Annotated in this window: 19 protein-coding genes; 12 read left to right on the top strand and 7 right to left on the bottom strand. The window is 47.1% G+C overall.

What is annotated here, in order from left to right:
* Positions 1 to 100 precede the first annotated feature (100 nt).
* The 3 genes from H6G46_RS00670 (at position 101) to H6G46_RS00660 (ending at position 3,992) form a co-directional block, all read left to right on the top strand.
* Entirely contained in the window at positions 101 to 1,357 is a 1,257-nt protein-coding gene (locus tag H6G46_RS00670) for an MFS transporter (RefSeq protein ID WP_010873841.1), read from the top strand.
* Between the two features lie 287 nt (positions 1,358 to 1,644).
* A complete protein-coding gene (locus tag H6G46_RS00665; RefSeq protein WP_010873842.1) occupies positions 1,645 to 1,881 on the top strand; it encodes a hypothetical protein in 237 nt (78 codons plus the stop codon).
* 755 nt (positions 1,882 to 2,636) lie between these two features.
* Positions 2,637 to 3,992, top strand: coding sequence for a chloride channel protein (locus H6G46_RS00660; RefSeq protein ID WP_010873843.1), 1,356 nt, complete (start codon positions 2,637 to 2,639; stop codon positions 3,990 to 3,992).
* Positions 3,993 to 4,098: 106 nt separating this feature from the next.
* Here H6G46_RS00660 and H6G46_RS00655 read toward each other — a convergent pair whose 3' ends face one another.
* A complete protein-coding gene (locus tag H6G46_RS00655) occupies positions 4,099 to 5,793 on the bottom strand; it encodes a mechanosensitive ion channel family protein (protein WP_010873844.1) in 1,695 nt (564 codons plus the stop codon).
* A gap of 88 nt (positions 5,794 to 5,881) precedes the next feature.
* Here H6G46_RS00655 and H6G46_RS00650 point away from each other — a divergent pair, with 88 nt between their 5' ends.
* The 4 genes from H6G46_RS00650 to H6G46_RS00635 all read left to right on the top strand — a co-directional run bounded on the left by H6G46_RS00650 (position 5,882) and on the right by H6G46_RS00635 (position 8,902).
* Positions 5,882 to 6,040: a hypothetical protein gene (locus H6G46_RS00650; RefSeq protein WP_158299083.1), complete on the top strand. Its 159-nt coding sequence runs from the start codon at positions 5,882 to 5,884 to the stop codon at positions 6,038 to 6,040.
* A 90-nt stretch (positions 6,041 to 6,130) separates the two neighbouring features.
* The gene (gene cobQ, locus H6G46_RS00645) at positions 6,131 to 7,627 is read left to right on the top strand and encodes a cobyric acid synthase CobQ (RefSeq protein ID WP_014407147.1); all 1,497 of its coding nucleotides are present in this window, start codon (positions 6,131 to 6,133) and stop codon (positions 7,625 to 7,627) included.
* Between the two features lie 17 nt (positions 7,628 to 7,644).
* Complete coding sequence (locus H6G46_RS00640) at positions 7,645 to 8,691, top strand: amidohydrolase family protein (protein WP_010873846.1); 1,047 nt, start codon at positions 7,645 to 7,647, stop codon at positions 8,689 to 8,691.
* Positions 8,663 to 8,902: a 2Fe-2S iron-sulfur cluster-binding protein gene (locus H6G46_RS00635; protein ID WP_010873847.1), complete on the top strand. Its 240-nt coding sequence runs from the start codon at positions 8,663 to 8,665 to the stop codon at positions 8,900 to 8,902. The genes H6G46_RS00640 and H6G46_RS00635 overlap by 29 nt, the downstream gene beginning before the upstream one ends.
* A 114-nt stretch (positions 8,903 to 9,016) precedes the next feature.
* Here H6G46_RS00635 and H6G46_RS00630 read toward each other — a convergent pair whose 3' ends face one another.
* The 3 genes from H6G46_RS00630 to H6G46_RS00620 all read right to left on the bottom strand — a co-directional run bounded on the left by H6G46_RS00630 (position 9,017) and on the right by H6G46_RS00620 (position 12,294).
* Positions 9,017 to 9,439, bottom strand: coding sequence for a hypothetical protein (locus tag H6G46_RS00630; RefSeq protein ID WP_223211297.1), 423 nt, complete (start codon positions 9,437 to 9,439; stop codon positions 9,017 to 9,019).
* 134 nt (positions 9,440 to 9,573) lie between these two features.
* On the bottom strand, positions 9,574 to 11,025 hold the full coding sequence (gene pyk, locus H6G46_RS00625; protein ID WP_010873849.1) for a pyruvate kinase: 1,452 nt from the start codon (positions 11,023 to 11,025) through the stop codon (positions 9,574 to 9,576).
* 42 nt (positions 11,026 to 11,067) lie between these two features.
* On the bottom strand, positions 11,068 to 12,294 hold the full coding sequence (locus tag H6G46_RS00620) for an NAD(P)/FAD-dependent oxidoreductase (protein WP_010873850.1): 1,227 nt from the start codon (positions 12,292 to 12,294) through the stop codon (positions 11,068 to 11,070).
* A 363-nt stretch (positions 12,295 to 12,657) separates the two neighbouring features.
* Between H6G46_RS00620 and trxA the strand changes: the two genes are divergently transcribed.
* Positions 12,658 to 12,981 (top strand): thioredoxin, encoded by a 324-nt coding sequence (gene trxA / locus H6G46_RS00615; RefSeq protein ID WP_010873851.1) that lies wholly within the window; start codon positions 12,658 to 12,660, stop codon positions 12,979 to 12,981.
* Between the two features lie 175 nt (positions 12,982 to 13,156).
* Here the strand turns inward: trxA and H6G46_RS00610 are convergent, their stop codons facing one another.
* Together H6G46_RS00610 and H6G46_RS00605 are read right to left on the bottom strand one after the other, a co-directional pair.
* The gene (locus H6G46_RS00610) at positions 13,157 to 14,185 is read right to left on the bottom strand and encodes an asparaginase (protein ID WP_010873852.1); all 1,029 of its coding nucleotides are present in this window, start codon (positions 14,183 to 14,185) and stop codon (positions 13,157 to 13,159) included.
* A 58-nt stretch (positions 14,186 to 14,243) separates the two neighbouring features.
* Positions 14,244 to 14,765 (bottom strand): CGLD27 family protein, encoded by a 522-nt coding sequence (locus H6G46_RS00605; RefSeq protein WP_010873853.1) that lies wholly within the window; start codon positions 14,763 to 14,765, stop codon positions 14,244 to 14,246.
* Positions 14,766 to 14,934: 169 nt separating this feature from the next.
* Here H6G46_RS00605 and wecB point away from each other — a divergent pair, with 169 nt between their 5' ends.
* Both wecB and H6G46_RS00595 read left to right on the top strand, forming a co-directional pair.
* Complete coding sequence (gene wecB, locus H6G46_RS00600) at positions 14,935 to 16,050, top strand: UDP-N-acetylglucosamine 2-epimerase (non-hydrolyzing) (RefSeq protein ID WP_010873854.1); 1,116 nt, start codon at positions 14,935 to 14,937, stop codon at positions 16,048 to 16,050.
* Between the two features lie 57 nt (positions 16,051 to 16,107).
* Complete coding sequence (locus H6G46_RS00595) at positions 16,108 to 17,571, top strand: sodium/glutamate symporter (protein ID WP_010873855.1); 1,464 nt, start codon at positions 16,108 to 16,110, stop codon at positions 17,569 to 17,571.
* A 120-nt stretch (positions 17,572 to 17,691) separates the two neighbouring features.
* Here H6G46_RS00595 and aroH read toward each other — a convergent pair whose 3' ends face one another.
* Positions 17,692 to 18,075 carry a chorismate mutase gene (aroH, locus tag H6G46_RS00590; RefSeq protein WP_010873856.1) on the bottom strand — a complete coding sequence of 128 codons (384 nt, stop codon included), beginning with the start codon at positions 18,073 to 18,075 and terminating at the stop codon, positions 17,692 to 17,694.
* A 203-nt stretch (positions 18,076 to 18,278) separates the two neighbouring features.
* On the opposite strand from aroH, the gene H6G46_RS00585 reads away from it, so the two are divergent.
* Positions 18,279 to 19,469: a tetratricopeptide repeat protein gene (locus H6G46_RS00585; RefSeq protein WP_228670063.1), complete on the top strand. Its 1,191-nt coding sequence runs from the start codon at positions 18,279 to 18,281 to the stop codon at positions 19,467 to 19,469.
* A 243-nt stretch (positions 19,470 to 19,712) separates the two neighbouring features.
* A partial coding sequence (locus H6G46_RS00580; RefSeq protein WP_190759816.1) for a transposase occupies positions 19,713 to 19,972 on the top strand: 260 nt, incomplete at its 3' end.

Raw genomic sequence — 19,972 nt, 5'->3', positions numbered from 1 at the left:
TGGCGTTTTGTATCCAATTACACAGTTTATTATTTTTTACAAAGATTCATGGCTCAACTTAGGCCCTCTGGACCTTTGCTAATAGATTTTCATACTCCTCATGTCTGAACCGAAACCAAGCCAGCCTAATTTTTCCCATTTGGAGGAAGCGGACTACACCGGGAGAATGCGACAGCACGATCGCCTCTTTGGATTGCTGGCCATTGCCGCCGGGTTAATTTTCCTGCAAGGGTACATGATTGCGCCCTTGATTCCCCGTTTAGCAGAAATTTTTGACGTATCTGCTCAGGAAATTGGCTTCATTGTGCCCGCCTACATGTTGGCCTATGCCCTAGCGGCGCTTTTTTATGGCATTTTGTCGGACCGTTTTGGCCGTTGGCCCGTCATCCAAATTTCAATCATAGTATTTATTACCTGTACCGCTTTAACTGCTACTGCTCAAACTGCAGCTCAGATGACCTTTTGGCGATTACTGACAGGACTTGGGGCCAGCGGCGTGATTCCCCTCACCTTTGCCCTCATTGGCGACATGTTTCCCTACAACCAACGGGGGGCAAAATTAGGGCTGGTGTTTGCGGCGATGGAGGGGGGCATGGCTGCCGGTTCCGCCGGGGGGGCAATTTTAGAACCCTTTCTTGGTTGGCAATTGTTGTTTATTGGCACTGCCACTGCGCCCGTGATTGTGCTCTGGCGACTGCGACGCTACGGGGCTTTGTTCGATGCCCCCAAAGCAACCAAGATCCCTGCCCTGGCAACGGTGTTTGCTGGCTATTGGGCCGTACTGTCTAATTTTCGTGGCATGCGCACCTATGGCTACGTGCTTTGCAATGGTATTTACCACTCTGGAGTGTACACTTGGCTTGGCCTTTACCTGTCCCAACGCTACGAAATGGATACCCTTAGCATTGGCCTCAATATTCTAGGTTATGGTGTCCCAGGACTGATTTTTAGCCCATTAATCGGTAAAGCAGTGGATCGTTGGGGACGACGCTGGTTAATTCCTCCCGGTTTGGCTATGGCGGCGATCGCCGGTTTGACTATGGTTCCTTTTATTCCCCCCCTCGCCGTTACCATGGCAATTCTGGTCATGTCCCTGGGCTACGACCTGACTCAACCTTTGTTTGTGGGCATTGTGACCGATTTGGCGGAAGAAGATACTTTGGGGCAAACCATGGGGCTAAAGGTGTTTACTTTATTCACCGGCTTTGGGATTGGCAGTTGGTTGTTTGGGGAAGTGCTCCATTGGGGTTTTGAAGTGGCACTGGTGGCTTTTGGCGTCATGCAATTGCTGTCGGCGATCGCCGCCATTCCCCTCTTTTGGAATGAAAAACCCAGCCCCATCAATGTCAGTGCCTGATCCAGGCGATCGTCATTTGCCCGTTTTTGCCTCCAATGTCACGATTTGTGAACTTATTCCCGTACTTTGTGCCAGCATTGCTCAATTTTGTTAAAGTCGATACAGATTTTATTCGTTTTATTTCTTTCTGATTTGCTCGGGAATGAAAATTTTGGGGAAATTGCCAGGGATTTTGTCACTTTTATGGCGACACCGTCTGGCCGCAGTGTAATTAAGTACAATTCCGTCCCTCACAAGTCCTGAGTCGAGAAAGCATAAAACCTTTTGAGCAATATGGAGGACCGCTGATGAATACCACATCTCCCATTGACTGGGATGAAATGTTTGAGTATTTGCCGGGGACAATAGTAGAACTCAAATCCGAACCGGGGGTTTTATATCAAATTGACTGTTACGAAACCAGTATGGTGCCCCCCATTTGGTTAGTGGGAAATCCCCGGCCACGCTATCCTCATCAAATGCGGATTGTGTCACGCCAGCAGGTTAAAGCTTGTGAATTGGAGCTTGAACCATCCCTTGCCTAGGGTTAATACACTTTTTTATTGTCTCCCAGAAAGACGGAGCATTCGGCTGCGTATTCCCCTGAATTGTTTTGGGGAAGGGAGACTTTCCGATCTTGCTAATTCTGTCTGATCCGTTGAAAAAAGAAAGTTGGGATAGGTAGGCTTGGGTAAGTAAATTAAGAATAGTTTTGCTTCTTCACACAGAGTTAAAACCTTGACCTATTTTTCCTTGCAACATAGAAGCTTTCTTGATTTTATTAAGGACTATAAAAAAGATATTCGTATTATCTACTAGAGATTATTAATAGAGATTATTAATAGAGATTTTGGAACCATAACTTAAAATAAGAGAAGGTGTGTTTAGTGATTTTATTCTTATTCTCTATCCCAATAAAAAATTGAATACACTAGGGTTTCAAAATTCACTAAGTTCAAATAAAATTATTCACTATTTTAAAGCATTTATTTGACCTGAGAGTCTGTTTGAAAAGCTTCCCTGCCCTCCAAATTTAGGGGGAGAACTGATTGAAAGTCCCCCAGTATTGCCGGAGCTTTAGTGAGGAGATTTAGGGGGCGGAATAAAACTTTGCAAACACGTTCTTAAAAACAGTGATATTTATTTTAATTCCACAGTAATTTGGCGTAGTCGAAGATAAAAAATATTGGCAAAGTGTCAAGTTAAGATAGGCTTGACAATCAAGATAATTATCAAAGGTTTAGTTGCCGACATTCATCTGTTACTAGGAGCTAGCAAAAAATGCAGGTAATTCAAGGCCATGATTAACGGAAAGCCCCAACCTCTCCTTACTAGAGTGGGCACATGGACTGTTGGGGGACTTTTGGGGGGTTTAATTGGTTCTCTAGCCGCAGTAATGCTGACGGAATCAATTAAACAAACTCTCAGTGTTATTTCTGGATTGGACCCCATCTGGTTATTGCTCATTCCCTTATTCGGTGTTGCTTTGGCCGTACTTGTCCTGTTTGGATTGGGTAAGGGTCAGCCTGTGCAAACCGTAGCGCCCCGGGAGGCCAATACCCCTGGTCGTTGGGGCTCTTTGCTGTCCTGGTATTCTTTTCCCCATGACATTGCCCGAGCCGATCTGACTGGCGATGTGGTGAATGCATCCGGGGTGGAAGAGCGCTTCCCCTGGAATTTAGCGCCATTGCGGGCCATTGCCATCCTTTCTACTGTGGGGTTTGGGGCTCCCATGGGAACGGAATCGCCAGCGGCCCATATTGGTTTTGCAACGGGAACTTGGTTGGGTAGTGTCAATTCAGCACTGCGCCCCTTGGTGCGACCTTTGGCGATCGGTGGCGGTGCGGCCAGTGTGTCCGCCCTAATGGGGATACCGTTGGTGGGCAGTTTTTTTATGTTTGAGTTGAGTGGACGACGGCAGATCCCGTTGACCCCAGAGCGGGGAGCGGCAATGTTGGCTGGCGGCCTGGTGGGCTGGGGCATTAATGTTGCTTTTAATTTGCAATTGATCCGGCTTGTGGTGCCCAAGGTGCCTCCGGCGGATCTTTGGAATGCCATGGGTGCGACTCTGTTTATCGGGGTGGTCACAGGTACAATTACAGCGCTGACGGGGGAAGCGATCTACTGGGCCAGAGGCCTGCGGACTAAACCTGCCATTCGCCTTCTGGCCGGTAGTTTGGCAATGTTATTACTGGCAGTGGCGATCGCCCAAATTGCTACTCCGGCGGCGGCGTTTGGTCCTGGGGGAGCAGCCATAGTCTGGGCGGAAAATATTGAAACAACTCCCTATCACCTGCTGGCCGTGGCCATACTCCGGGCCGCTTCCACCACGGCGGCGGTTTTAGCTGGGGGGTGTGGCGGTGTTTTTGTTCCTTTTTTGGCGATCGGGGACCTGACTGGTCGGGTATTTGCCACCATATTTGGAATCTCGGGAGATTTGGCTGGGGCTGCCGGGGCCGCTGCTGGCATTGCCGGTGGCTATCGACTACCGTTAACTGCGGTGGCGATGGTGCTAGGGGTGGGAGGGCCAGAAACAGCCCAAATAACATGCCTGGGCACAGTGGTGATCGCCGCCTTTTCGGGATTACTGGCCGCACGCTTAGCCAATCAAGTTTCTAGTGCCATACGAACCATCGGCGCCAGAAATCACGGCTAGGAAACGGAGACTGAGAGTGAGTTGAAAAAGTCGAACTGAGGAAATTTATCTTCCTTTTGAAGGGAAATTTTGCCGACATTTTTTCCCGGGTGAGGGGATTGGGGATTTATTGTCCGGAAGAATCCGAAGATTGAACCCGAAAGGGGGGAGCCACATAATCTGAAGGTAAGTAATTCTCTGGCATGGTAGATGTATTTCCATCCCGCAGGGCAGTGAAGCTGGGTGACAAAATTTCAATGCCGACTTCATTACACTTGTCTTGCATATTTTGATGTAGTTCTGAATAAATTATCACCATTAAATTGGGCTGATTGGTGTAGGCATTTAGCTGGTAGCTGACATAAAAATTGTCCAGACTAGTCTGTAGGACGAAAGGGACAGGACTCTTGAGAATATGTTCAGTATTTAAGGCGGCCTCGATTAGGGTTGAGTAAACTTTTTGCCAAGGGACATCATAGCCCAAGGTAATTGTTGTCTGAAGAATCAAATACTTATTCAATTCCCGTGAAGAAATACTATAATTAATCACATTACTAATCAATAGAGATGAATTGGGAATAGTAATAATTTGATTTGTTGGGGTACAAATACGAATAACTAAAAAGTTTTTCTCTATGATGTCTCCAATAACATCCCCCACTTGAATATGGTCGCCAATCTGAAAAGCACGGGTATAGATAAGAATAATTCCTCCAATTACATTGGTGATTGCTGAAGTAGAACCGAGGGATAGAAGAAGACCAAGAAAAACAGAGATACCCCGAAAAGCAGGGGAATCAAAACCAGGCAGATAGGGAAAAGCTAACACCGCCGCTAGAGCAATGATAATAAATAAGAGAAGATTGTAGGTAGGCTTAGCCCAATCAGTATAAAATCCTGGTATGACAAGATTTCCCCTTTCTATAGCCGTAAAAAAAGGTTTAATTATCCGAATTAGGTAGTAAGTAAGAAAGATAATTATGGCAATAATGAAAGCATTGGGCAGGTATTTACTAATCCCAGATAAAACCAATTCCAAGGACTGAAATAAATGGTCTACAATGCTTTCTCCAAAAACCTTCGTCCAAGGAAACAAGCGTAGGACAAAGGCAACATAGGAAAATAGAAGTAACAATAGGAAAACTAGACGAATTATCTGAAGAATTCGCAGACCTAAAAAACTTATTTTAGAGGAAGATATAATCTCAGCATTTTGTATTTTAATGCCCGGTACATGGAATTCTATCAATGCCCTAAACCATGGAAATAGCTTTCCTGAAAGTTTGATAATTAAAAAAACAGTGCTCAAAAAAGCAAAGCTGGCTATGGCGGTATAGATGATGTTTCTTAATAATTGCTCAGGTCTTCGGGCTTGGCGATATTGTTCAATAGCATCTTTAATGCTTTGCAGAGCATCTCGGGCTAAAACTTCTGGGGTAGAAAAATAAGCCCTTGCATCCTGTTCAGTTATCGTTAGAATTACTTCTTTGTCTAAACTTAAATAAAGTGAATTATCATAGGGATTCGGTGCAATTTTTAGGTTTTCGAGAGCAATAGAGTAATTTTGGGCAATTCTTTTAATTCTTTGCGTAATGGCGTTGGCCCTATCCTCAGCTGAAAACGAAGAAACTCCCCTCCGAATAAAGAAGATAGGTCTGCCATCGAGGGTGACTGGAAAGCCGTCAATTGCATTTTCCGTTTGTGTTTGACTTTGGAGCACTCCTGATTGTGCCGAATTTTGTGCAACACCTACGGTGGGGATAGTTAGCACTAGTAGTAAAAATATGGTAAATGTCACCAACATGTGACCAATTCTTTTCATATATTATCCAGCAGAAAATAGTATAATTATAATCAAAGATTTTCGACCCATATCAACAGATAGTACGAAATTAATAGCGTTAATTTCAATGGCTAATCCTGCAAGATTAATTGACGTTTCATCCCTGTTAAACATTGATTATTTATATTATCAATCTACTTGGTCATTAACCATTACATTATGCTCAAAAAGTTATCCTTGCCTTAAACGGCGATCGCCTGGGGCCACTGACTTGGCGGGTTCATAGGGGATGGAGCCATACAGTCATAGAATGGAGTGCCCCAGGAGCTTTGTTTTCCTAGCTGATTCTTCCATTCAGTCCAAGCAAAATTTGACCATGAAAGCAATTATGGTGGTGGGTACCACATCCCATGCAGGCAAGTCCTTTTTGACCACAGGGCTATGTCGTCTGCTCCGTCGTCGGGGCGATCGGGTCACCCCCTTTAAGGGACAAAACATGGCCCTGAATGCCTTTGTCACCATTGATGGAGGGGAAATGGGCCATGCCCAAGCAGTGCAGGCCTGGGCAGCGGGGACTGTTCCCAGGGTAGCGATGAATCCAATTTTGCTCAAACCCCAGGGGGATATGACTTCCCAGGTGATTATGTTGGGCCAGGCCGTAGGTACAACCAGGGCCCAGGAATATTACCAGAATTACTTTGACCGAGGCTGGCAGGCGATCGCCAACTCTTTAGAGACCCTAGCCCAGGATTTTGACGTAGTGGTATGCGAAGGGGCAGGCAGTCCAGCAGAAATTAACCTCAAACATCGAGACTTGACCAATATGCGTGTGGCCACCCATCTCCAGGCCGCCACCATTCTCATTGCAGATATTGACCGGGGTGGGGTCTTTGCCCATGTGGTCGGTACATTGCAACTGTTAGAGCCGGAGGAAAGAAAATTAATTAAGGGTATTGTTATCAACAAATTTCGCGGCCAACGTTCCCTGCTGGACAGCGGGATTACTTGGTTGGAAGAATATACCGGCATTCCTGTTTTGGGTGTCATTCCCTACGGGCAAAATCTTTTCTCCGCCGAAGATTCCCTCGATATACTAGAAAGAAGTGGCCGCCCCAGCAAAGAAGATATTCGCATAGTAGTACTGCGCTTGCCCCGCATTGCCAACTTTACTGACTTCGAGCCCTTGGAGGCGGAATCCGGTGTTTACGTGGATTATCTTCCCTTAGAAAAGCAACTAGGCAACCCCGACGCCGTAATTATTCCCGGCAGTAAAACCACGATCGCCGATCTGCAAGCGCTACAAAATAGTGGCATGGCGCAGCAAATTATGGATTATGCCCAAGCTGGAGGGACTGTGATGGGCATTTGTGGCGGCTATCAAATGCTGGGGCAAACCATTGCCGATCCGGAAAACATAGAAGGCAATGTCAGTAATTGCCAAGGGTTGGGGCTTTTACCCCTAACCACGGTTATTAACCAAGAAAAAATTACCCGCCAATGTCAGACCATCACCCACGCTCCCCCATCAGGTTTAACTGTCACTGGCTATGAAATCCACCAGGGACTAAGTCGGCGATCGGAGCATAGCCAAGACTTTCTGCCCATGTTTGACCAAGAAGAGCTGGGCATGGTCAATGCCCAACAAAACCTTTGGGGCTGCTACCTCCACGGCCTATTCGATAACGGTGCTTGGCGACGGTGCTGGTTAAATAATTTACGTCAACGACGGGGCTTGGACCCATTACCAACCTCCATTGGTAATTATCAAGAACAACGGGAAGGTATGTTAGATTCATTAGCGGATTTTGTTGAAACCCATGTCAACCTTGAGCCGATTTTACAATCTCTCCCAGAGGAAAATGAGACACCTTAAATCAACAGTTTTTTAACATGATGAAACGAATTGCTGTAGAAGAAGCTTTTGTTACCCAGGAGATTGCTGATGAGTGGGCAAATGTCATTGCAACGGGGGCAAAAAACGAACCAGGTTTTCGTAAAATGGGCGAAACGATTCTGGCGGATAGTCCCGGCACAAGAATTATCCACGAACGACTAATAGACCTCGGTGCTGGACGTATTGCTCACATGGATGCGACTGGCATTGATATACAAGTTATTTCTATTACCTCTCCAGGCGTACAGGTATTTGAGCCTGAGTTGGCCACAACCCTTGCCCGACAGGCCAATGATCAATTAAGTGAGGCCATCAAAAATCATCCTGATCGTTTTGCGGGACTGGCGGCGGTGGCCCCTCAATCTCCCCAAACCGCTGCCCTAGAAATTGAGCGAGCCATACAGAAACTTGGGCTGTGTGGTGTATTGATCAATTCCCACACCGGTGGAGAATACCTCGATGACCAGAAATATTGGGAAATTTTCGCCGCCGCCGAGGCCAACAGTGCCCCCATTTATCTTCACCCTCGAACCCCTTCCCCAGAGATGATTTCTCCCTTTCTAGACTATGGACTCTATTTTGCAGGCTGGGGATTTACTGTCGAAACTGCAACCCACGGTTTACGTCTCATTATGGGCGGCGTATTCGATCATTTTCCCAAATTAACAATTGTTTTGGGCCATATGGGGGAAGGATTACCATACTGGTTACAAAGGTTAGATAACCGTTATTCGCTCCAGGTAGAAATTGGCGCAGTGCCTAAAATGCCTCGTCTACCCAGCGAATATTTCAAAGATCACTTTCTCATCACCACCAGTGGGGTTTGTTCCCCACCCGCTCTGCGCCATGTGTTAGAAGTGCTTGGTTCCGACGCCGTACTCTTTGCTGCGGATTATCCGTATGAGTCAGTTGAAGAGGCTGTTTCTTTCTTGGATAATGCACCAATTTCCGATCAGGAAAGACGCAAAATCTACCAAACAAATGCCGAAAAATTATTTAGATTAGGAAGCACTAATGGCAGTAACGATACACTTTTTGCCTGACGATGTGACGGTAGCGGCCCGGGTAGGGGAACCAATCTTAGATGTGGCAGAGAGGGCTGGCGTATTTATTCCCACGGGCTGTTTAATGGGTTCCTGCCATGCTTGCGAAGTGGAACTAGGGGATGGCACTCCCATTTGCGCTTGTATTAGTGCGGTGCCAGTAGGGGTACAGGAATTAGAAATTAATCTTTATGATGATCTCACCTGGTAGTCTTTTACTGTTTTGAAACTGATTTCCGCATATTGAATCGCAGTAAATATTAGCCCCACCCACAAAATTTGGCTTGCTAGGTTAAGCAGGTGAGACTATTGCTTTTTTAGCAGATTAAATCTCTTCAAATCGGAGATTAAGGTTAATGGTGTCAGGGCCAAGCATGGTTCCCTGAATAACCAACACCACTGCTTTGCTTGAATCTTTGGGAGTTAAAGTTAACGTTGCCGGAGTATCAAAGACAATGCTGAAGCCCCAATCTCCCTGAGTTGTGTTGATGGTTCTTTCTGCGTAGCCCATTTTGGTCAGAGCGTCTTGGTAAAACTTCACCGTGGGGGCTGGTTTACCCTGGGCTTGAAAATTTAGGCCCTGTTGTCCATAGGCATTGGCCATGAACATGCTACCTACATTCTTGGGACTACCCTGGGGTCGGGGGAGTTTCACCAAAATATCTGCGCTGTTAGCTTGGCTAACCAGAAAAGGACGAGCTTCAGCTTCAACAACAGCAGGAACTTGTTCAATGGTGTTTGCGGGCATAATCCCTAACAAAGCGGTTAAAAGAGGGAATAATGACATAATTTTGCTATTTTCTAGAAATTATTCCAAGTATACTTCCTGAAAACAGTAGTGTAGAATCCTTGTCCAGCAACTATGGATTTGAGGCATAGGTTTTAAGAAATACGGTGAATCTTGAGGAAATTAGTGCCCCTGGGTATTTTAGTGGGAATTCCCGCCATGATTAGCAACTGATCGCCCTTTTCCACCATTTTTCTATCCCGCAGTAGTACCTCCGCCTGTTGGATTAAATCCTCAAAGGTGTCAAATTCTTCGTTAATTAAAAAGGGAATAATACCCCAAACTAAGTTGAGGCTATGGTAAACCTTTTCTGAGGGAGTGAAAGCAATCACCGGCACCGACGGTCTTTGGTTGGAAGCGAGGAGAGAAGTAAAACCTGAGGTGGTGAACGTGACAATGTATTTTAAATCTAGAATTCCGTCAATTACCACTAACGCTTCACTTAGGGCATGGGTTTCCGTATTTTCTATTGGGGGATTATTAACAAGATGTAGACCCACTTCCGTCTCTTCGGCAATTTTTCGCAACATTTGCACTGATTTAACGGGATATTGTCCCACTGCCGATTCCCCCGATAACATCACCGCATCGGTGCCGTCCAAAATAGCGTTGGCCACGTCACTGGCTTCCGCCCTGGTGGGTCGGGAATTTTGAATCATGCTATCTAGCATTTGGGTAGCGGTGATGACCGGAATGGCCCGCACGTTACAGCGCCGAATAATTTCCTTTTGCAAACGGGGAACCTTTTCTGGGTTTACTTCCACCCCCAGATCCCCCCTGGCCACCATAATGCCGTTGGAAACTGCCACGATTTCTTCTAGATTATCGATCGCCTGGGGTTTTTCAATTTTGGCAATGACCGGCAGATCAGGATGGCCCCGTTCAGCGAGAAATTGTTTAAGGGTGTGGATATCTTCCCCTTTGCGGACAAAACTAAGGGAAACCCAGTCAATGCCTTGGCTCAAACCAAATTCTAAGTCTTGCTTGTCTTTGGTCGTCATGGAAGGTAGGGTTAGGACTAAACCCGGTAGATTGACCCCTTTGCGACTTTTGAGGATGCCCCCGGTCACCACTTCACAAATTACCTCTGGATCTTGAATGGACACAACTTTCATTTCCAGTAAACCATCGTCCAATAAAATTCTTTCCCCTACTTTTGCCTCCGTCGCCAAATGGGGATAGTCAATGCCCACCGCTCCAGGATGGCGATCGCCAATTTCCACCGGCACCAAAGAAACTTTTTCCCCTTCCCGCAGTTGCTTTTCTCCCCCCGGCAACTGACCAATCCGAATTTTGGGCCCCTGTAAATCTTGCAAAAGGGTAATGGGGGTGTCCATTTCCTGCTCCACTGACCGTAGTAGGCGAACCATGGTGGCATGGTCCTCATAACTACCGTGGGAAAAATTCAGCCGGGCCACATTCATGCCCGCATCCACCATCTGACGTATCACCTCTACCGAACTACTGGCGGGGCCAATGGTGGCCACAATTTTGGTGCGATGACTTAGGGGTCTCATAAACTTCACCGGGTTAATCAGGGCTGGCACTGGAATTTTAGTCCAACTTACTGAGGAGGAATTAAGGGAATGTTATGGAGCCGCCATCCCCTGGGCCGCCAACCAAGCCGTAGTCCAGGCATTTTGAAAATTAAAACCGCCGGTAATACCATCTACGTCGAGGATTTCCCCGGCAAAATATAATCCAGGGCAACAACGGCTAGCCATGGTCTTAAAATCCACTTCCTTGAGGGTAATGCCCCCACAGGTGACAAATTCTTCTTTGAACACCCCTTTACCTTTGATCTGACAGTGGTAGCGGTGGATATTCTCTGTTAGTTGTCGCTCCTGAACCTTGGAAAAATCGGCCCAACATTGCCCCGGTTTAATACCAGCCTGGGTCGTCAACCTCTGCCAAAGTCGTTTAGGTAAAGCAGTGGCGGTAAAGTTAGCGATTTGTTTGCGGGGATGGCTTTGCTTTGTTGCTCGCCATTGGGCCATGGATTCCAGGGGAGTCACTTTAGGCAGCCAGTTGATCCAGAGGGAATGGTCATAACCCGATGCCTGTAATTGTCTTGCTCCCCAGGCAGATAGCTTTAACACCGCTGGGCCGCTCAGCCCCCAATGGGTAATCAACACCGGGCCCTGGTGACAATAGATTCCTTTAAATTTTGGGTCTAAACTCACTAGGGCGTTTTCCACACTCACCCCGGCCAGATCGGTCAACTGGGCGTTTGGAATGTTAAAGGTAAACAGGGAAGGCACCGGAGCTTGGATGGTATGACCCAATTGTGCTGCCCAGCGATAGCCCAAGGGATTACTGCCCGTGGCCAATAACAGGCGATCGCCATTAATGATTTCCCCCGATTTAAGCGTTACTTGGAATTGCTCCCCCAGTTTTTCCAGCCCTTGCACTGGCGATCGATTTCTTAACTCCACTCCTGATCGCCGGGCCGCCGACAGCAAACAATCCACAATGGTGCCTGAGTCATCGGTAACGGGAAACATCCGCCCATCTGCTTCCGTTTTGAGTTGCACCCCCTCCGCCCCAAACCAGGCGATCGTTTGCTGGGGTTGAAAACGACTGAACGCTCCCCGCAACGCCTTACCCCCCCGGGGATAGTTTTGCACTAACTGGGTCGGGTCAAAGCAATGGTGGGTCACATTACAACGTCCCCCCCCAGAAATGCGGACTTTAGCCAGGAATTTCGACCCCGCCTCCAACAAAATTACTCTACCCTCCGGCAGATTTCTGGCACAGTTAATCGCCCCAAAAAAGCCAGCTGCTCCTCCCCCGACCACAATCACAGTTCTTGTCATAGTTTTGACCAACCTTTATCTCTGGATTTCACTGGAAAATGGATCTAATCACCCCAAAAATCCCTTTAAAAAACTTAACAAATACGGAACTCCCCACCGGCAAAAACCCTATGCCCCCCGTCCCAACCTGTACAATGAAGAGGGCGGAGACGTAAGTTTCCGTTCACTCCTCACACCACACTCCGCCTGGATGATGTTCGGGCGGTTTCTTCTTATCTGCTCCCCAGGGGGAAAAGTGTGACGCCAACTGTGACAAAAGATGAATAAATTCTAAGTTTCACGATATTTTTCCATACAGGGGTCAACAATTGGTTATGGTAGTATTCTAATCAGCCCATCACGAGGTTTAGAAGGATTTCCAGTATGAGTGCTACCCCTCAAGTTTCCGACGCAAGTTTTAAAGAGGATGTATTAGACAGCGAGTTACCCGTGCTCGTAGACTTTTGGGCTCCCTGGTGTGGCCCTTGTCGCATGGTAGCCCCCGTCGTTGATGAAATCTCACAACAGTACGAAGGTAAGGTCAAAGTCGTTAAGTTAAACACCGACGAGAACCCCAATACCGCTAGTCAGTATGGCATCCGCAGTATTCCCACCCTAATGATTTTCAAGGGGGGCCAGAGAGTGGATATGGTGGTGGGAGCCGTGCCCAAAACCACCCTGGCCAGCACCCTAGAAAAATATCTTTAAGCGCTGGCTTCCCTGCTTTGTGACGGTTTCCCTCCGGATCGTGACCCTTCCTAGGACACGGTCTTTTTTTTGCCTTTTTATCCCCCTGTTGGCTATGCCCCAAATTATTTTGGGCTAAATATCGGAGTTTCGTTTTTTCGTTCTAATGGGCTGATCCACCCCCAACTTTTAGAGTTCACAGCATGGCTAATTCGCCAATCACTTCCAGGCGTTTATATTTACCCAGCCGGACGAATTTTTCCGACAGAGTTTCCGCCACCTGGGGAGGAATCCAGCCCATTTGTTGCAGCAGGTGAATGGCTACAGCATACTTAGCCCGTTTGGAACCGTCTTTTACTTTGATGGCTAAGCCTAAGCCTTCTCCCACTCGCCCCACACATTGCACCCCTTCAGCGCCGGATTTACTCACCAGCTCTCCTTCCATCTGTTGCATAAGTTCCGTATCAAAACAGCCTTCCCCAGCGACAAAATAGGGGTAGTAAGTCATGGCCCGAGCCACTCGTTCCAGACCCAACTGTTGCCCCGAAGCCAGCAGCGCATACAAATGAGCTATTTGTCCCAACTCCATGGTGTAGGTGGGGGCACCGCAGTCGTCATGGGCAGCGATCAATTCGGCTCCGGGCATGCCCAACAGATCCGCTACTTTGGACAGAATTAGTTTTTGGATGGGACTATTTTGTTGCAAATAACTGTGGAGCGGCCAGTCCTGTTGTTGGCAAACGGCCAGCATCCCCGCATGTTTACCGGAGCAACCATGGTATAGAGGGCTTTCCTGTCCCGCTGGTATGGGACATTGCAGAGCTTGAGGCTCAATGTCGGCCCGCCAAAGAATGTTGAATACCTGCCGAGCTTGTTCAATGGTGCCTTGGTGGGAACCACACATAATGGCCAGGTCTTTGTCGGTAAGACCATAGCGTTCCATGGTACCGGTGCTGGTGACGGCTAGGGCTTGAAACGGTTTGAGGGAAGAGCGAATAAAGGCATTGCTGGTGCTATCGCCGGCCAGCATTAAAACCCTTCCCCTGTCGTCGTAGACTGTGGCTTCAGCCCAGTGCTGGGATTCGATGATGCCTTCCCTCAGCAAATGCACTTCGATGGGGGTAGTGTGGGGACGTTTTCCTCTGCTCATGCTGTTGGGGGAATTTCCGATGATGGTAAAGTTTCGCGGGGTTCTATTGATTAACCTATCCTCAATTCTAGGCATTTAGGGCACTTTGCACGGATCAGAGCCCATTTGATCTGTTTAATCTGTGCAATTTTGCTCAATGGAGAAATCGAAAAATGGTCCAAATAAGAATGTCGATCGCCATGGTGGCCCCCAGGAGTTTCAGAGTATTTTGCCAACGTTGTAGTACGGGGTTAACTTGATAGCGCAAAATAAGTTGGTCCCTGGTTTGCACTTCCAATGGTTTGCGCCACACCTGGCCATCGTACCAACCGGATTCTTCGTAGGTGACGGTTTCCGCCCCTAGGCGATCGCCAACGTAACGCCAGCCCAACATCAAGCGCAACACAAACAGAGACAATAAAAGGCAAATACCCAGCACAATCAGAAAACCGCATTGAACCGGTTGCTTTTCCACCGAAAAACTGGCAGAGGCGATCGGACTGACAATAAAACTGATCAGCAGGGCCAGACGGGTGAGGTTTTTGCCGTAGCTAAGCAGATCTACTTGACCCCAGGAATAGAGCCAAGCGGATTTGAGCGCTTCATATTCGTTGACCGGCTGTTGGTCGATAGGCACAGGACAGATTTGGGGGGAAGATTCCCGCATCGGCTTCATGGGTTTGGGAAGATGGGCTAGAGGATTTAGTGTAATTCCTTCCCATTTTGACCCAGAATTTCGGTGAGCACCAAGTTATGGTGAGCTAGGAAATTTGCTTAATTTTGCCTAAAGCAGATTTTCCTGGGGCCCCTCTCCGCTAACCTGGGATTATCTGTGTTGGTGACCTATGCCTGTATCTCCCCTATCGGTTTGTATTACCCTGGGCACCCGCCCCGAGGCGATTAAATTAGCCCCAGTGATCCGTGCTTTCCTGGCCCAGCCTGATATGCACACCCAAGTGTTGTTAACGGGACAGCATCGGGAAATGGTGCAACAGGTGATGGATTTATTTGCATTGTCGGCGGACGCAGATCTGGAAATTATGCAACCGGGGCAAACCCTCACGGACATTACCCAGGGCTGTTTAGAAGGACTAGGACAACTATGGCAAGAAAAACCGCCCCAATTGGTCATTGTCCAGGGGGACACCACCACTGCATTTGCTGCGGCCCTGGCAGCTTTTTACCAACAAATCCCCATTGGCCATGTGGAAGCAGGTTTACGCACCGATAATTTGTTTAACCCCTATCCAGAGGAAGCCAATCGCCGTCTAATTTCCCAAATAGCCCAGTTGCACTTTGCCCCCACTACCTTGGCGGTGGAGAATTTACGGCGGTCCGATGTCACCGGGGAAATCCATTTAACGGGCAATACGGTCATTGATGCCCTGTTAACGGTGGCGGAACAAAAACCAGCCTGTCCCATTCCAGGTTTGGACTGGCAGAAGCATCGAGTTTTACTGGCTACAGTGCATCGCCGGGAAAATTGGGGGGAGCCCTTGCAGGATATTTTGACCAGTTTTAGCCAAATTCTAGAGCAGTTTCCCGACACGGCCCTATTGCTGCCCATGCACCGTAATCCCACTGTGCGGGAACCGATTCAAAAGGCGTTGGGTAATCATCCCCGGGTTTTTCTGACAGAACCCTTGGATTACGCCCAATTGGTGGGGGCAATTCAGCATTGTTATTTACTGTTGACGGATTCCGGGGGTCTGCAGGAAGAAGCTCCTAGTTTGGGAAAACCTGTGTTAGTGTTGCGGGAAACAACGGAACGCCCAGAGGCGATCGCCGCTGGAACTGCCAAATTAGTGGGAACGGATCCAGCTGCGGTTACGAAGGCTGCCGGGGAATTACTAAGTCAACCTCAGGCTTATGAGCAAATGGCCAACGCCATCAATCCTTTTGGGGATGGTACCGCTAGCCAAAAAATTATCGAAATTGTCCGTAACTATTTCCAGCATTAAAGCTGGTGCCACCATTGTCTTGAATTTGTTAGTCAAAATTTTTAGTAAAACCACATAATGCTCAGTTTAATTAATGTTTTATTTGCCTTTATAACCATAGCGATTTTAATCCTAGCGGGTAGGTTTCTTAAGCAAAAAATTAAACTATTTCAAAAACTATATTTACCAGAATCGATTATCGCCGGGGCGATCGCCCTGTTGTTGGGGCCTGGAGTTTTCGGTGCTATTGCCGTGGCTTTGGGGGTGCCTGCCGACGGCTATTTAGCGGGGGGCGTATTTTCAGAAACCACCCGTGCGGTCTGGGCCCAATCCCCCGGAGTATTTATAAATATAGTTTTTGCCGCTCTCTTCCTAGGGGAAACCATTCCCAAACCAAAGGAAATTTGGCGAAAAACTGCTCCCCAGGTAGCCTTTGGCCAGACGTTGGCTTGGGGCCAATATGTTCTGCCCATACTGGTAACTTTATTGATTTTAATTCCCCTATTTGATGTCGATCCCATCATTGCAACTTTAGTGGAAATTAGTTTTGAAGGAGGCCACGGAACAGCCGCGGGGATGGCAGAAACTTTTAACAGGTTAAACTTTCCCGATGGGGGAGATTTAGCCCTGGGATTAGCCACGGTGGGCATTGTTACAGGGGTAATTGCCGGAACGATTTTGGCCGACTGGGGCAGAAAAAATAATTACATTCAAGAAATACCAACGGAAGTACCATCAGGAGACGCCCAATTTCAACCTACGGCCCATCTAGAGAGCGATCGGGTTTTAACCAGAAGGGCCCGGTTAATGCAGAATCTTTTAGTTGATCCCCTGTCTTTAAACTTTGGTTTTACGGCCCTAGCAGTGTTGATTGGCTGGATAATTTTAGAATTACTTAGGTTATTAGAATTTTTCACCTGGGGAAAAACGGGTTTTGAGTTAGCTGGAGCCATTCCCCTATTCCCCATGGCTTTGATCGGGGGAATTATTGTCCAACTAATCATGAAAAAGTTGGATTTAGATACCTTAATTATTCGCAATTTACAGGAAAGAATTGCTGGGGTTGCACTGGATTTAGTGGTGGTGACTGCTTTGGCTTCCATTAAACTGCAAGTGTTGGGGGCTAACTTGCCCGTTTTTCTTAGTTTGTCTTTGGTGGGAATTGTTTGGAATATTGTCGCTTTTGTCTACCTAGCACCAAAAATTTTACCGAGCTACTGGTTTGAACGGGGCATTGGTGATATGGGCCAATCCATGGGAGTTACTGCCACGGGAATTCTCTTAATTAAAATGGTGGACCCCCATAACCGCACGGGTGCATTTGAGAGTTTTGCCTATAAACAATTATTTTTTGAACCCATTGTTGGCGGGGGATTATTTACAGCAGCGGCCCCTACTTTGATCCGACAATTTGGCCTAGTTCCCATGCTAATTTCCACCTCTGGGCTATTAGCTTTTTGGTTAATCTTTGGTTTCTGGAACTACAAGGTGATTAAACGAGAAATGATCGCCGAAGCGAATTCTCCCAACCCAATTACTTGATATTGATATTCAGGGAATAATAAACTGCAATTAGGTCTGTTCTATGTACGAAAAATTGCAGTATTTAGCAGCGTTAAAAATTAAGATCTTGTAACGTCTTGGTCAAGCCTTGGTCAATCTTTAAAATCTGGCTAGATGCCAGTCGGGGCGTAAACTGCGAGCTTGCCGTAAATAAGCGTGGTACATCTCAGACTGGGGACTTTGGCTGTTGACATGGATCAACACCCGGATACACCGTTCCAAACTACCTTTTACACACATTTGTTGGACATCTAGCAGGGGTACATTTTCCCAACGGGGCCTCTGCCTGGCGATCGCCGCCGGAAAAATGGCATCGAGATCGGGGGTAACGGAGAAGGTTACGCTGACAATGTCTTCAGGGGGACAGGCATTATTCGCTTCAATGACATCCAGTAGCTCACAGACCGCATCTCGGATTGCCTCAGAGCTATTTTCCGAAACCGTCGTTGCACCCCGAATTGCCCGAACTTTCCAGTCCACCACCCTCAACCTCCTCGTTAATTGCTAGTAAGTTTAGTCTTTGTGAGTTGAATTTAATTTAATCGGTCTAGTTACGGGGGCAAAAGTTCCCCGTTTAGCCCTAGCCCAAGGGTAAGGGACTATTTTGCTTGGAAACCACACCCATCTTACCGGACAATTCGGTTAGGATGATTGACTGACCTTTTGCCAATTTTGCCTGAATGTCTATGCCTCGCCTCAGCCTTTGCATGATTGTTCAAAACGAAGCCGCTTTCCTAGGAGATTGCCTGGCCAGTGTGGCGAGTTTAGTGGACGAAATAGTCATAGCAGATACAGGGTCCACCGATAACACAGTGGAAATTGCCACCCAGGCGGGAGCTAAGGTGATCACTGTGCCTTGGCAGGATGATTTTGCCCTGGCTCGCAATCAGGCCCTAGCGGCCACCACTGGAGATTGGGTTTTAGTCCTCGACGCGGACGAAAGGTTGAATATTTTGGTAAAAGATGGCATCGAAAAGGCGATCGCCATGGACAATGCCTTAGTGGTGAACCTAATGCGCCACGAACTGGGCAGTAATCAATCTCCCTATTCCTTGGTATCCCGACTGTTTCGTCGTCATCCGGCAGTGCAATTTAACCGTGCTTACCACGAAACCATTGACGACAGTGTGTTGGCCTTATTAACCCAGGAACCGGATTGGCAAGTGATTGACCTACCGGGGGTGGCCATTTTGCACCAGGGCTATGACCCTACTTTACTCAGGCAACGGGGCAAAACCCAACGGGCCAAGCATTTACTCGAAAAAGCCAGGGTGGATAATCCCCAGGATCCTTACCTCTGCAGTAAGTTGGGAGCCTTATATTTTAGTTTGGGGGATGAAAAAGAAGGGGTAAAACTACTCAAGCAGGGTCTAAAAAGCAATACAGCTTCCATCCCTGTGCGATTTGAATTGCATTACCATTTGGCCAACGCCTACCGTCGCCAACAAAAATGGGAACTGGCTCGGAAGCATTATCAAAAAGCCCTGGATGAAGAAATTTTATTGCCGCTAAAATTAGGTGCTTTGATTAATTACGGTGCTTTTTTACAAGACTTGGGGGAATTGGGCGAAGCAATTAAGCTTTATCAAGCAGTAATTCACATTGATCCATCCCAGGCGATCGCCTTTTTTAATCTAGCTATGATTTACAAAGCCCAAGGGAATTTGCTAGAAGCTATTAAAGGTTATCAAGAGGCTATTACCCTGCAACCGGATTATGCTGAAGCCTATCAAAACTTAGCTGTTACTAGCTTTAAAGCTGGGCTAATTCAGGAAAGTGTCGATGCTTTCCAACAGGCGATCGCCCTTTACGAACAACGGCAATCTCCGGAGGCAGATCGACTAAGAAAAAACCTAGGAGAAATGGGTTTGATCTAAATGTGCAATTTATTCATGGAAATGCCAAAAGAATTGTTTGAGTGAAACTGGCTCAAGATTCGATTATCACCCAAGAAAAGTTAACTATCGCTCTTCTATCATTGTGGGTAGGATAAAACGGAGAAGATAGTCTGAAATGCGGAGGTGGTATATGGTTGCCCCACGTGAAGCAAAAGAAACAGTATAATTCATTGACAAATACTGCGAAGGATACAGAGGCTTATTTTATTTCCAAAAGTGAGAATGAGAAGCTTTGAATACTTGCATCTAGGATTAATTGCGAATATAAAGAGAAAAACCTTCGCAGAAATAGCTAAGGTAGTAGGACTAGAAAATGGACAAGGATTTGACTATTTCTTCGGTAACAGCCCTTGGTCGTTAGAGGAGGTAAGGGAAAGAAGAATTAATAAAATTCTGAGTTTTGCGAAAGGAGAAGCAATAACAATGATCATAGACGAAACAGGGGATAGGAAAAAAGGAAGAAAGACAGATTATGTTGCGCG

It is taken from the genome of Synechocystis sp. FACHB-908 (assembly GCF_014698595.1).
Lineage (GTDB): Bacteria > Cyanobacteriota > Cyanobacteriia > Cyanobacteriales > Microcystaceae > Synechocystis.
Note: the sequence above shows the minus strand (reverse complement) of the source record. Positions and strands in the feature narration are given on the sequence as shown.

Coding starts and splice junctions, on each gene's coding strand:
- H6G46_RS00620 (WP_010873850.1), bottom strand. CDS start 12,294: ATGACAAGAACTGTGATTGTGGTCGGGGGAGGAGCAGCTGGCTTTTTT.
- cobQ (WP_014407147.1), top strand. CDS start 6,131: ATGAAAGCAATTATGGTGGTGGGTACCACATCCCATGCAGGCAAGTCC.
- H6G46_RS00610 (WP_010873852.1), bottom strand. CDS start 14,185: ATGCCTAGAATTGAGGATAGGTTAATCAATAGAACCCCGCGAAACTTT.
- H6G46_RS00585 (WP_228670063.1), top strand. CDS start 18,279: ATGCCTCGCCTCAGCCTTTGCATGATTGTTCAAAACGAAGCCGCTTTC.
- wecB (WP_010873854.1), top strand. CDS start 14,935: ATGCCTGTATCTCCCCTATCGGTTTGTATTACCCTGGGCACCCGCCCC.
- H6G46_RS00660 (WP_010873843.1), top strand. CDS start 2,637: ATGATTAACGGAAAGCCCCAACCTCTCCTTACTAGAGTGGGCACATGG.
- H6G46_RS00655 (WP_010873844.1), bottom strand. CDS start 5,793: ATGAAAAGAATTGGTCACATGTTGGTGACATTTACCATATTTTTACTA.
- H6G46_RS00650 (WP_158299083.1), top strand. CDS start 5,882: ATGGCTAATCCTGCAAGATTAATTGACGTTTCATCCCTGTTAAACATT.
- H6G46_RS00670 (WP_010873841.1), top strand. CDS start 101: ATGTCTGAACCGAAACCAAGCCAGCCTAATTTTTCCCATTTGGAGGAA.
- H6G46_RS00605 (WP_010873853.1), bottom strand. CDS start 14,765: ATGAAGCCGATGCGGGAATCTTCCCCCCAAATCTGTCCTGTGCCTATC.
- trxA (WP_010873851.1), top strand. CDS start 12,658: ATGAGTGCTACCCCTCAAGTTTCCGACGCAAGTTTTAAAGAGGATGTA.
- H6G46_RS00665 (WP_010873842.1), top strand. CDS start 1,645: ATGAATACCACATCTCCCATTGACTGGGATGAAATGTTTGAGTATTTG.
- H6G46_RS00640 (WP_010873846.1), top strand. CDS start 7,645: ATGATGAAACGAATTGCTGTAGAAGAAGCTTTTGTTACCCAGGAGATT.
- H6G46_RS00630 (WP_223211297.1), bottom strand. CDS start 9,439: ATGCCCGCAAACACCATTGAACAAGTTCCTGCTGTTGTTGAAGCTGAA.
- H6G46_RS00595 (WP_010873855.1), top strand. CDS start 16,108: ATGCTCAGTTTAATTAATGTTTTATTTGCCTTTATAACCATAGCGATT.
- H6G46_RS00635 (WP_010873847.1), top strand. CDS start 8,663: ATGGCAGTAACGATACACTTTTTGCCTGACGATGTGACGGTAGCGGCC.